This is a genomic window from Pseudarthrobacter sp. GQ63 (assembly GCF_059758765.1).
Map to the genome: position 1 here is coordinate 227,320 of NZ_JCAXEF010000005.1, position 11,285 is coordinate 238,604.

Genomic DNA, 11,285 nt, shown 5'->3' on the forward strand with positions numbered 1-11,285 from the left:
GGCATCGGCTATCCTTGTAAAGTTGCTTTTGCAGCGGATCGGGATGTAGCGCAGCTTGGTAGCGCGCTTCGTTCGGGACGAAGAGGTCGCAGGTTCAAATCCTGTCATCCCGACCAAAAAGTAAGAGGGTCTCCTTGCGGAGGCCCTCTTTTCTCCTTAAAAGGAACGGCCCCGAAGCTTGCGCTCCGGGGCCGTCCTCGCCTCCTGTGTGAGGAAGCTATTACATCGGGTCGGGCCAGTTGCCTACGTACGTGGTGTACGAGGTATCTGCACCCTTGTCCTTGGTCTTCTTGGACATCGGGTCAGGCCAGTTTCCAACTTTTGCCGAAATACTGGTGGAGTCCGCGATGGAACCGGCAGACAGGACAGCTGGAGCCGCAGCAGAAAAAGCAAGGGCGCCTGCCAGTACGGCCGCGGTTGCGATCTTCTTCAACATAAATGGGTTCCTCAATACGAGTCGGATTCGTTACAAAGCCAGCACTGTCCTTGTTGACATACATTGTAAAATGTTTTCCACAGGGACTGTCAAGCATTTTGTACGAAGACCGTCCGGAAAAGGAGGAAATCCCGTGGGCAACGGATTCGGGGAGAAGCTCCGTGCGGAGCGTCTCGAACGGGGGCTGACACAGGCGGAACTGGGAAAGGACCTGTATTCCCCCAGCTATATTTCACTACTTGAGACCGGCCGCAGGGAACCTACGGCGGAGGTCATCGAGGAACTTGCACGCAGGCTGGAACTGGCACCCAAGGCACTCGAAGCCTGGAGCCAGCCCATCTCGGTGAGCGATGCCGAATACGTCCTCGCCGGGTTGTACGCCCGGCAGGCGTGGGACCTGAGGGACTACCAGCTTGCGGCAAGCCACGCCGCCACAGCTGCCAAAATAGCCCTCGAAGGCAGGAACACGAGCGCCTGGTGGAACATGACGTACATGCAGGCGGAGTGCCTCATCAAGCAGGGCAACTGGCAGGAATGCCAGCGCATCATGCAGCACCTGCTGGAGCACCCCATGGCCACGGAATCAGCAGGCCTCGCTGTACGGGCCCGGCAGATGCTCGCCGGCATCGCCCAGGGCCAGGGCCAGCTGAGCGCAGCCGTGGACCACGCCATGGAGGCCGTGCGGCTGTGTTCGCAGCTGCCGAAGGGTTCCACGCTCATCATCGGCGCCCACCGGGCACTGATCGGCGCACTGGCCGAAAGCGGCCGGCTGGACGAAGCCTGGAAATACTGCCAGGCGATGATCGACCACGTGGATGAGCACTCCATGTCCCAGCTCGCCGGCGAAGTGGCCTGGGTGATCGGCAACGTGGCCTTCATGCGGCACGATTACCAGGAAGGCATCAAGCACCACGAACGGGCAGCCCGGCTGCTCTCCCCCGCCAACGACATCGAACTGTGGGCACGGTTCAACAAAGCCTCTGCGGCCGTTCGCCTGTCCTCTGGGATCGTTGAGCCCGAGACACTGTCATCGATCGAACGGGCCGAACTGGCCCTGTCCATCGTGGGTGGCAACAAGTCCGACCAGCTGGAGGTCGCCTTCATCCGCGCCCGCTGGCTGTACCTGACCGGGGACATTGTTGCCGCCGTCGAGAAGCTCCGCGAAATCCATGCGGAGCGCGCCAGCCTGGCAAAGCACACCGCCGGTGAAGTCTCGCTGCTGCTGGGCAAGTCCCTCAAGGCCGCAGGCGAATCCGAGGAAGCCCTGGTGCACCTCGAGGAAGCCCAGAAGGCCTTCAGTGCGGCAGGAGCGGCTGACCGCGTCCAGCAGGCAATGGACGCGGTCCTGGAAATAAAGCTGGCACAGCAGCGCGCCGCGGCCGCTGCCAAAGCCAGCTAGGTAAAGCACCATCCGCCGGGAGCAGCTGGGGCTCCGTCAGGCGAAGGTTTTCCCCGTCAGTTTCTCGTAGGCCTCGACGTAGCGGCCGCGTGTACGGTCAACAACCTTGTTGGGCAGCGCCGGTGGCGGCGTATCCGAGGACCTGTCCCAGCCTGATTCAGCAGACGTCAGCCAATCGCGCACATACTGTTTGTCGTAGGACGGCTGTGCCTGGCCCGGCTGGTAGGTGGCGGCATCCCAGAAGCGCGAGGAATCCGGCGTCAGCACCTCATCCCCCAGGGTGATAAGCCCCGTGACGGGGTCATACCCAAATTCGACCTTTGTATCGGCCAGGATAATGCCACGTTCACGGGTAATTTTCTCAGCGGTGTTGTAGATCTTGAGCGTGAGCTCGCTCAGGCGTCCGGCGATGTCGTCGCCCACCATGGCCACCACGGCGTCGTACGTGATGTTCTCGTCATGCTCGCCCACCTCGGCCTTGGCCGACGGCGTGAAGATGGCGTGGTCCAGCCGCGACCCGTCAACCAGGCCCTCCGGCAGCGGAATGCTGCACACGGTCCCCGAGGCCTTGTACTCCTGCAGGCCGGAGCCTGTGAGGTAGCCGCGGGCGATGCACTCCACCGGGAACATGTCCAGCTTCTTGCAGATCATGGCCCGGCCTTCCACCTCGGCCGGGACGCCGTCTTCCACTGTGGAGCCCAGGACGTGGTGGTCCACGTCCAGCTGGTCGAACCACCACAAGCTGAGCTGGGTGAGGATGCGTCCCTTGTCCGGAATCAGGGAGGACAGGACGTGGTCGAAGGCGCTGATCCGGTCGCTGGCCACCACCAGCACGCAGTCCTGGCCCACGCGCTGCAGGATCGCCTCGTCTGCCGGCTCGTAGAGGTCCCTGACTTTGCCGGAGTAGACGTGGGTCCATCCGGGAAGGTCGAGGGTCTTGGTGTTGAAACCGCGGGGTGCTGGATCGTTGCTCATGTCAGGCCTTCGTCTTGGTCCCGTGGAGGGATGCGCTGGCGGTGGAGGGGACCTTTATTTCCCCGCGGGCGGCTTTTCCGCCAATGTCGGTGCGGAACTGCGAGCCTTCAAGCTGGACCAGCTCCACGCCGTCGTACGCTTTTTCACGCGCGTCCACGAGGTCGCTGCCGAGGGCGACGACGGCGAGCACGCGCCCGCCCGCGGACACCACTTTGCCGTCCTCGTCGAAGGCCGTACCGGCATGGATGACGTGGACGCCGTCGAGCTCCTCCACCTTTTTGAGCCCGCGGATGCGGTCCCCCGTGCGGGGAGTGTCAGGATAGTTTTCGGACGCGACGACGACGGCGACGGCAGTTTCCCTGGCCCACCGCAGCTCTTCTGCCTTGTCCAGTTCGCCCTTGGCGGCTGCCAGCAGCAGGGCGCCGAGCGGGGTCTTCAGCCGTGCCAGCACGGCCTGTGTTTCCGGGTCGCCAAAGCGGACATTGAACTCGATGACGCGGGTGCCGCGCGAGGTGAGGGCCAAACCCACGAACAGCACGCCGACGAACGGGGTGCCGCGGCGGGCCATCTCGTTGACGGTGGGCTGGGCCACGCGCTCAATGACTTCCTGGACAAGGCCTTCCGGTGCCCACTCGAGCGGAGTGTAGGCACCCATGCCGCCGGTGTTGGGGCCCTCGTCGTTATCGAAAATCCGTTTGAAGTCCTGGGCGGGCGAAAGCGCCACAGTGTTGTGGCCGTCGCAGAGGACGAACAGCGAAACCTCTGGACCGTCCAGGAACTCCTCGATCACCACGGAGCCGCCGGCATCGAAGCAGGACTGCGCATGGGCCAGGGCCTCCCCGCGGTCCTTGGTGACCACCACGCCCTTGCCTGCGGCGAGCCCGTCATCCTTCACCACGTAGGGTGCACCGAAGGTGTCAAGGGCCGATTCGGCCTCCTCGGCGTTCGTGGCCACCATCGCCATGGCCGTGGGCACTCCCGCTTCGGCCATGATTTCCTTCGCGAACGCCTTGGACGCTTCCAGCTGGGCTGCGGCCTTGCTCGGACCGAACACGGGGATGCCCGCCTCGCGGACGGCGTCGGACACACCCGCGGCCAGCGGCGCTTCGGGGCCAACCACCACCAGGTCCACGGTCAGCCTGCTGGCGAGTGCGGCGACGGCGTCAGGATCGTTGCCGTCAATCTTGTGGGTGGGGACCAGTTTGCTGATGCCGGCGTTGCCGGGTGCTGCATGGACCTCGGACACGTTGGGGTCGGCGAGCAGGGAGCGGACAATGGCGTGTTCGCGGCCTCCGGGGCCAATGACGAGTACCTTCACAGTCTCCAAGGGTACTTTGTGCACCCTGCGTGCTCCTAAGCTGTGTCACCGCCAATGCCTCACCGGCGTCCCGGCGACAATCCCGGACCCTGTCCGCTCCGAATACCCGTCATGGAGAAACTGAAGAACTGGTTCCGGGGACCCACTGCCATGGCGGCGCTGGCAGGGGTGGTGGCGGCCGCCGTCGTCCTTGCCGTGGCCGAACTGCTCGGGGCCTTCTTCACCGCCCGCGCCACGCCGCTCATAGCCCTGGGATCAACTTTCATCGACTTCACGCCGTCGTGGCTGAAGGACTTCGCCATCGCCACGTTCGGCACCAATGACAAAGTTGCCCTCTTCGCGGGCATGGGCGTGACCATAACTTCGCTGGCGTGCGTGCTGGGCGTGGTGGCCCACCGCAGATGGGCGCTGGGTGTCCTCGGCGTCCTGTTCATGGGTGCCGTCATCGTGGCCAGCGTGGTGACCCGCGCCGGCGTCGGGCCCTTCGAAGCGCTGCCGTCAGTGGCCGGAACCCTGGCCGGCATCCTGGTGCTGCGGTTCCTGATCACAAAGCTGCCGGCAACCAAGGCGTGGCCGGAAGCGCCGGCCGGCAGCGCCGTCGCTGACTACCCTGACGTGGTGGCCGGGCCGGGAAAGACGCCCCGCGCCGCAACCAGCCGCCGCCGCTTTTTCGCGGCGGCTGGAATCACCGCAGCCGCTGCCGGACTGGCCGCCACAGGTGGCCGGATGCTGGGTGCCGCCCGCAGCAATATCCTCCAGGCGCGGGATTCCCTGCAACTGCCCTCGCCCGCCAAGGCGGCGCCGCCCGTTCCAGCCGGCGTGCAGTCTCCGGTGCCCGGAGTGGCGCCCTGGGTGACGCCAAACGGCGAGTTCTACCGCATCGACACCGCACTCAGCGTGCCGGAAATCGACGTGGCGGACTGGGAGCTTCGGGTCCACGGCATGGTTGAGGAGGAAGTCCGGCTCACGTTCCAGGACCTGCTCGACGCCGACCTGATCGAGTCCCATGTGACACTCACCTGCGTGTCCAACCCCGTGGGCGGAAACCTTGCCGGCAACGCCAAATGGCTGGGGTTCCCCCTCCGCGAAGTACTCAAGCGTGCCCGGCCCAAGGACGGAGCAGACATGGTGCTCTCCACGTCCATCGACGGCTTCAGCGCCTCAACGCCCCTGGAGGTGCTCCAGGACGACCGCGACGCAATGCTGGCCATCGGCATGAACGGTGAGCCGCTCCCGCTGGAGCACGGCTACCCGGTGCGGATGGTGGTCCCCGGCCTGTACGGGTTTGTCTCCGCCACCAAGTGGGTGGTGGACCTGGAGGTCACCCGGTTCGCCGACAGCAAGGCGTACTGGACGGAACGGGGCTGGTCCGAACGCGGCCCCATCAAAACCATGGCGCGGGTGGACGTTCCCAAGTCCTTCGCCAAGGTACCTGCCGGGAAGGTTGCCGTGGGCGGCACCGCCTGGGCACAGACACGGGGCATCACCAAGGTGGAAATCCAGGTGGACGACGGCGACTGGATGGAAGCCGAGCTGTCCACGGAGGCGTCGCTGGTCACCTGGCGGCAATGGTCCTACCAGTGGGACGCCACTCCCGGGCAGCACTACATCAAGGTCCGGGCCACCGACGGCTCCGGGGAGGTGCAGACGGACCAGCGCGCCGACCCTGTTCCCGACGGCGCGTCCGGGTGGCAGTCCGTGATGGTCACCGTGGAATAGCGCAGCATTCCGGGGGGCGACCCATAGACTGGCACCATGCCCCACAACCCCCATGCCACCTTTACCGTGGACTCCGCCGTGGAACTGGCCGTCGTCGAACGCAGCGGTTTTGTGGAATCCCGGCACATCGGGTCCGCCGTCCTCCTGGCAGCGGACGGATCCGTGGTCACTGAGCTGGGCGACATCAACACGCCCATCCTGGCCAGGTCCACGCTCAAGCCTTTCCAGGCCCTGGCGTCCATGCAGTCCGGCGTCCCGCTGCGGGGCGCCCAGGTAGCTGTTGCATGCGGGAGCCACACCGGTTCCCTGGACCATATGGACGTCGTGGCAGGAATGCTCAAGGCCGCCGGAGTCCGTGAGGACCAGCTGCAGTGCCCGGAGGCGTGGCCGCAGGATGAGACGGCCCGGAACTGGCTGGTGCGCTCCGAAAAGGGGAAGTCGCGCCTGGCGTTCAACTGCTCCGGTAAGCACGCAGCTTTCCTGTGGGCCTGCACGGAGAACGGGTGGGACACGCACAGCTATCTGGAGCCCAACCATCCGCTGCAGCAGCGGGTCCGCACCGTGGTGGAGGAATACACGGGTGAGAAGATTGCCCACCTGGGTATCGACGGCTGCGGCGCACCCGTGGCAGCGGTGTCCCTCAAGGGACTTGCCCGGGGGTACTCGCAGCTGGCAAAAGCACCGGGCGATCAGAGCTTCAGCGCCCGCGCCGCCACCATCGCCACGTCCATGCTGGACTACCCGTGGGCCGTCCAGGGGATTGGCGAGGCCAACACGCTGGTCATGGATGAGCTGGAGATTATTGCCAAAATCGGCGCGGAAGGCGTACTGGCCATGGCCACAGCGCAAGGTGTTTCCGTGGCCGTGAAGATCCTGGACGGGAACGTGCGTGCCACCTCACTGGTGGCCCTGACCCTCCTGGCCGCGGCCGGCGCGGTGGACATCCCCGCTGTTGCCGGCGTCCTGGAGAGGGTGGTTGATCCCGTCATGGGCGGCGGCCGGCCGGTGGGCAAGATCCGGCTTGGCCCGGCGGTCTCTGCGCTTCTGGACTAGGTGCTTCCGGACCAGGCGCTTCCGGACCTGGCGCTTCTGGACTGGGCATGCACGGGTTGACGCCTCACACGTGCTGGTCCACGATGACCGGGTTGCCGTCCGGGTCAACAACAATGAAGCTCGCGGGCCCGGTTGTTCCTTCCTCCGCTTCGCTGGCGAAACTGACACCGTGGCCCTGCAGCTCCCGCTGGAGGTCACGGATATCAGTGAAGGACTCCAGCGGCTGGGCGTCCTGGTCCCAGCCGGGGTTGAAAGTCAGGGCGTTCCTCTCCAACATCCCCTGGAAAAGCCCCACCACCGCCTGGCCGTTTTTCAGGATCAGCCAGTTCTGCGCGATGTCACCGGCAAAACGCGTGAACCCAAGTTTTTCGTAGAAAGCCGTTGAAGCGGCGATGTCCTTGACGTTGAGGCTTACTGAGAAAGCGCCGAGCTGCACGGGCCGTTCCCTTCCGTTGTGACGAGTGCTACCGATCGTACTCCCCCACCCGATTCCTTACTGTTAAGCATCCGCGGTACTCTGGTTGCCTTTGCCGCTGCATCCCCACGAAAGGGGCCCGAAACATGGCTGTAGCCCGTCGCCGGATCGACCCGAAGGAAGGCGCCGCAGCGGTGGAGGCTTGGCGCGAAGCCGCCGGACCGTCGTCGGATGGTCCTGTCCCGCGGACCATCCTGGCAACGGCGGTGCGCTACACGCTCGAGGAAGTCACTGCGCGGGCGCCGGGAAATTCGGTGGAGGTGCGGGTGCCGCCGTTCGGCGTCACCCAGTGCGTGGAAGGCCCGCGGCACACGCGCGGCACGCCGCCCAATGTCATTGAGTGCGACGCCGCCACCTGGCTTGCGATGGTGACCGGCCAGTTGGGCTGGACGGACGCGGTGGCCGCGCACAAGGTTGCCGCCTCCGGCCTCCGCGCGGACCTCTCCGCGCTGCTCCCCCTCTGACACCCCGAGTTGTTGGGTCAGCCCGGGGGTCAGCCGCGGCCGATGAACGGCATCCCCGCGGCGGTGATGACCACAGATCCGACGCTGGCCGACGGCGGCATGCCGGCCATCATCAGGACCGCACGGGCGGCGTCCTCAACCGGGAAGGTCGGTTCCACCCGGCGGCTGCCGTCCGCCTGCAGCGCCCCCGCGCCCACGCCGATGGTGTCCATGATGTCCGTGGCCGTGTTGCCGATATCGATCTGCCCGCACGTGATCCCAAAGCCCCGCCCGTCCAGCTCAATGCTTTTGGTCAGGCCGGTCATGGCGTGCTTGGTGACGGCATAGGCCACCGTCCGGGGCCGGGGCGAGTGCGCGGAGATGGAGCCGTTGTTGATGATCCGCCCGCCCTGCGGGTCCTGCGCCTTCATGGCCCGGACCGCGGCGGCGGCGCACAGCATGGAACCCGTCAGGTTGACTGCGAGGGTGGCGTTCCAGTCCTCCAGCGAAATCTCATCCACGCTGGCTGCCGGACCGAACACTCCGGCGTTATTGAACAGCAGGTCCACCCGGCCCCACCTCCGGCGGACGGCGTCGAAAAGATGCTCGACGTCGTCCTGCCGGGTGACGTCGCACGGCGCCACCAGCGCTTCGGGGTGATCGTCCGCCGTCTCCTTTAGCTGCGATTCCCGGCGGCCCGCCAGCGCTACCCGGTATCCGGCGGCCAGCATCTGCCGGGCCACCTCCCGCCCGATGCCGGAACCTGCCCCGGTAACGACGGCAACGCGCGCGGCGGGAGGGGTAGTGTTCACGCTGTTCTCCTTGGGATCTGCTGCTAAAGGGCGGCGGGCACGCCAGTGCTGTTCAGCGGCCAGCCTATGACGGTCTTGGGCCGCGGCGCAGCGTAGGTCCGCACCTTGGAGGTGGACAGGCGCATGCGGACCAGCGATTCGGCGATGGCCACGGCGGAGGCCACGCCGTCCACCACGGGCACTCCGGCCCGCAGCCTGATCTGCTCGTCCAGTCCTGCCATTCCGCCGCAACCGAGCACAATCACCTCGGCCTTGTCCTGGCTAACGGCCAGCATCGCCTGGTTGATGATGGCCTCCACGGCGCGCTCCGGTTCCTCCTCAAGTTCAAGGACGGCCATGCCGCTGGCCCGGACGGAGGCGCAGCGGGCGTCGAGTCCCGCGAGCTTGAGCCGGTCCTCGATGAGCGGAACGGTCCGGTCCAGGGTGGTGACCACCGAGTACTTGTGGCCCAGGAACATGGCGGTGCTGGCGGCGGCCTCGGTGATGTCCACCACCGGGACGTCCAGGAGCTCCTGCAGCCCTTCCCGTCCGTGCTCGCCATAGCCGGCCTGCACCACGGCGTCGAACGGCTCCTGGTAGGAGGTGACGGCGTCCATCACGGCGATGGCGGCCAGGTAGCTTTCGAAGTTCCCTTCGCAGGAGTCGGCCCCGAACCGGGGTGTAATCCCCACGATCTCCGTGCCGGGTGCCGCGATGCTGCGTGCCGAAGCGGCGATGGAATCCGTCATGGACTGGGTGGTGTTGACGTTCGCAACGAGTATGCGCATCAGGGGATCCTTAGTGTTTGCTGGCGACGGCGATGGCCTCGCCGTCGCGGTCTTCGAGCCGCTGCGAGCGGTCCGCGATGAAGAAGTACACAACGGCTGCGATGCCGGCGGCGAAGAACCAGGCAAACGGTGCTGCCGCCGCCAGCGCCGGGACGAAGGCGATGAGGAGTGCCAGGACGGCGGCCGGCACCATGGCGATGATGGCCCTGGGGTTGACGCCGTTCTTGTAGTAGTACGCGCCTTCCGGCGATGCGGTGTACAGCTCGGGGACGTTGACCTTGCCACGGCGGATCAGCCAGTAATCAGCCATGACGACGCCGAACAGGGGGCCGAGCAGGGCGCCGAGGCCGCCCAGGAAGTACACGATCACCAGCGGGTTGTTGTAGAGATTCCACGGCAGGATCACCAGGCCGATGACGGCGCTGACGAAGGCAGCCTTGCGGAAGTCCAGGTGTTTGGGGAACAGGTTGGTGAGGGCATAGACCGGAGCCACGAAGTTGGCCATGAGGTTGACCGCGATGGTCAGGATCAGCAGTGCCAGGCACGCCAGGACAAGGAAGAGCGTGTTGGGGATGGTCTGGACGATGTCCGAGGGGCTCTCGATGATGGTGCCGTTGATCTTGAACTGCCCGCCGGCCATCACCACGACGATGGCGCCGAACACGAGCATGTTGATGGGAATGCCCCAGAAGTTTCCGCGGACCACAGCCTTCTTGGAGACGGCGGAGCGGGTGAAGTCGCAGAAATTCAGGACGAACGTGCCGTAGATGGAGACCCAGAGGGCGCCGCCGGCGAAGATGGTTAGCCACATTTCCGGCCCTTCGAGGGCGTTGTCCGAGGACCAGGCGATGGCGCCGCCGGCTTCCATGAAGATCCAGACGGCGATGGCGGCCATGGTGACCAGGATGATGGGGCCGGCAAAGGCCTCGTACTTGCGGATCATCTCCATGCCAAAGCTCACGATGACCAGCTGGACAACCCAGAGGATGACGAAGGCGATCCACCCCAGGGTGGACAGCCCCAGGATGGAGTCCTTGTCCAGTTCTCCAAGGCCCGGGAACATTGCCACGAGCATCACGCGGAAGACGACGGACGCGAGGTAGGTCTGGATGCCGAACCATGCGACGGCGACCGCGCCGCGGAGGAGGCTGGCTATCTGGGCCCCGCGGATGCCGAAGCTGATCCTGCTCATCACCGGGAAGGGGACGCCGGTCTTAACACCCATGAATCCGGAGAGATTCAGGAGGCCGAAGAGCAGGGCAGCTCCGATGCCGAGTGCCAGCAGGATTTGCCAGCCGCCCAGTCCCAGGGCGAACAGTCCGATGGCGAAGGCGTAGTTGCCGAGGCTGTGGACATCGTTGGCCCAGAGGGTGAAGATGCTGTAGCCGGACCAGCTCCGGCCGGCGCGTTTGGTGGGGGCAAGATCGACGTTGTAGAGGGTGGGGCTGATGGCCTGGCCTGAAGCTGCGCTGGCTGATTCACAAAGAGCTTCGACGCCTGCGGCGGAGTGGGCTGAGGAGTCTGACGGCGTTGTCAGGTCAGGAGCCTTTTCGACGCCGACCGGTGGAGGGGTCTGCATGGGGATCTCCGGTTCTTGAAGGATTCGCAGTGGTGAGCGCTGGTCGGGGGACCGGTTCTGTTATTCCACATTGCGAAAAGTAGATATTGCTAAGTGGAATAAGAGTATGACCTGGGTCACCTATGGTCAAGGAGTTGCAGAGGCGCCGGCGGTCACAATCGGCTGGCAGGCGACAGTTCGCCGCAGGGGAAGAACCGCCGCCGATCGCGCTTGACCCACCTTCTAGCGGATGGCTAATCTCGTATGGCAATAATGTTTTCTCACAATACGAAAACACTGGCCCAGCATTCAAAGACGAAAAGAGGCTGC

11 protein-coding genes and 1 tRNA gene are annotated in these 11,285 nt (G+C 65.3%); 5 read left to right on the forward strand and 7 right to left on the reverse strand.

Annotation, left to right across the window (positions count from 1 at the left end; translation table 11 throughout):
- Window positions 1-39: 39 nt before the first annotated feature.
- Window positions 40-116 (forward strand) — tRNA-Pro (locus tag AC6CHP_RS11610).
- 104 nt (window positions 117-220) lie between these two features.
- Here the strand turns inward: AC6CHP_RS11610 and AC6CHP_RS11615 are convergent.
- Window positions 221-436 carry a hypothetical protein gene (locus AC6CHP_RS11615; protein WP_104184746.1) on the reverse strand — a complete coding sequence of 72 codons (216 nt, stop codon included), beginning with the start codon at window positions 434-436 and terminating at the stop codon, window positions 221-223.
- A 133-nt stretch (window positions 437-569) separates the two neighbouring features.
- Here AC6CHP_RS11615 and AC6CHP_RS11620 point away from each other — a divergent pair, with 133 nt between their 5' ends.
- Window positions 570-1,835: a helix-turn-helix domain-containing protein gene (locus AC6CHP_RS11620; protein WP_104184747.1), complete on the forward strand. Its 1,266-nt coding sequence runs from the start codon at window positions 570-572 to the stop codon at window positions 1,833-1,835.
- A 36-nt stretch (window positions 1,836-1,871) separates the two neighbouring features.
- On the opposite strand, the gene AC6CHP_RS11625 is transcribed toward AC6CHP_RS11620, so the two are convergent.
- Together AC6CHP_RS11625 and purD are read right to left on the reverse strand one after the other, a co-directional pair.
- The gene (locus tag AC6CHP_RS11625; protein ID WP_498229965.1) at window positions 1,872-2,810 is read right to left on the reverse strand and encodes a phosphoribosylaminoimidazolesuccinocarboxamide synthase; all 939 of its coding nucleotides are present in this window, start codon (window positions 2,808-2,810) and stop codon (window positions 1,872-1,874) included.
- 1 nt (window position 2,811) lies between these two features.
- Window positions 2,812-4,128: a phosphoribosylamine--glycine ligase gene (gene purD, locus AC6CHP_RS11630; protein WP_188726726.1), complete on the reverse strand. Its 1,317-nt coding sequence runs from the start codon at window positions 4,126-4,128 to the stop codon at window positions 2,812-2,814.
- A gap of 111 nt (window positions 4,129-4,239) precedes the next feature.
- Here purD and AC6CHP_RS11635 point away from each other — a divergent pair, with 111 nt between their 5' ends.
- Together AC6CHP_RS11635 and AC6CHP_RS11640 are read left to right on the forward strand one after the other, a co-directional pair.
- Window positions 4,240-5,847, forward strand: a complete 1,608-nt coding sequence (locus AC6CHP_RS11635; RefSeq protein ID WP_498229967.1) for a molybdopterin-dependent oxidoreductase — start codon at window positions 4,240-4,242, stop codon at window positions 5,845-5,847.
- Window positions 5,848-5,883: 36 nt separating this feature from the next.
- Window positions 5,884-6,900, forward strand: a complete 1,017-nt coding sequence (locus AC6CHP_RS11640) for an asparaginase (protein WP_104184751.1) — start codon at window positions 5,884-5,886, stop codon at window positions 6,898-6,900.
- 64 nt (window positions 6,901-6,964) lie between these two features.
- Here AC6CHP_RS11640 and AC6CHP_RS11645 read toward each other — a convergent pair whose 3' ends face one another.
- The gene (locus AC6CHP_RS11645) at window positions 6,965-7,336 is read right to left on the reverse strand and encodes a VOC family protein (protein WP_377195842.1); all 372 of its coding nucleotides are present in this window, start codon (window positions 7,334-7,336) and stop codon (window positions 6,965-6,967) included.
- A 125-nt stretch (window positions 7,337-7,461) separates the two neighbouring features.
- Here AC6CHP_RS11645 and AC6CHP_RS11650 point away from each other — a divergent pair, with 125 nt between their 5' ends.
- Entirely contained in the window at window positions 7,462-7,839 is a 378-nt protein-coding gene (locus tag AC6CHP_RS11650; RefSeq protein WP_498229970.1) for a sterol carrier family protein, read from the forward strand.
- Window positions 7,840-7,868: 29 nt separating this feature from the next.
- On the opposite strand, the gene AC6CHP_RS11655 is transcribed toward AC6CHP_RS11650, so the two are convergent.
- The 3 genes from AC6CHP_RS11655 to AC6CHP_RS11665 are packed head-to-tail and all read right to left on the reverse strand — an operon-like array spanning window position 7,869 to window position 10,976.
- Complete coding sequence (locus AC6CHP_RS11655; protein WP_188726719.1) at window positions 7,869-8,630, reverse strand: SDR family oxidoreductase; 762 nt, start codon at window positions 8,628-8,630, stop codon at window positions 7,869-7,871.
- A 23-nt stretch (window positions 8,631-8,653) separates the two neighbouring features.
- Complete coding sequence (locus AC6CHP_RS11660) at window positions 8,654-9,397, reverse strand: aspartate/glutamate racemase family protein (RefSeq protein WP_188726717.1); 744 nt, start codon at window positions 9,395-9,397, stop codon at window positions 8,654-8,656.
- Between the two features lie 10 nt (window positions 9,398-9,407).
- On the reverse strand, window positions 9,408-10,976 hold the full coding sequence (locus AC6CHP_RS11665; protein WP_188726715.1) for an NCS1 family nucleobase:cation symporter-1: 1,569 nt from the start codon (window positions 10,974-10,976) through the stop codon (window positions 9,408-9,410).
- Window positions 10,977-11,285: the final 309 nt, after the last annotated feature.

Bases quoted from the DNA above. Each gene is read 5' to 3' on its own strand.
- AC6CHP_RS11615 (WP_104184746.1), bottom strand. From the start codon at position 436: ATGTTGAAGAAGATCGCAACCGCGGCCGTACTGGCAGGCGCCCTTGCT.
- AC6CHP_RS11625 (WP_498229965.1), bottom strand. From the start codon at position 2,810: ATGAGCAACGATCCAGCACCCCGCGGTTTCAACACCAAGACCCTCGAC.
- AC6CHP_RS11635 (WP_498229967.1), top strand. From the start codon at position 4,240: ATGGAGAAACTGAAGAACTGGTTCCGGGGACCCACTGCCATGGCGGCG.
- AC6CHP_RS11640 (WP_104184751.1), top strand. From the start codon at position 5,884: ATGCCCCACAACCCCCATGCCACCTTTACCGTGGACTCCGCCGTGGAA.
- AC6CHP_RS11650 (WP_498229970.1), top strand. From the start codon at position 7,462: ATGGCTGTAGCCCGTCGCCGGATCGACCCGAAGGAAGGCGCCGCAGCG.
- AC6CHP_RS11660 (WP_188726717.1), bottom strand. From the start codon at position 9,397: ATGCGCATACTCGTTGCGAACGTCAACACCACCCAGTCCATGACGGAT.
- AC6CHP_RS11665 (WP_188726715.1), bottom strand. From the start codon at position 10,976: ATGCAGACCCCTCCACCGGTCGGCGTCGAAAAGGCTCCTGACCTGACA.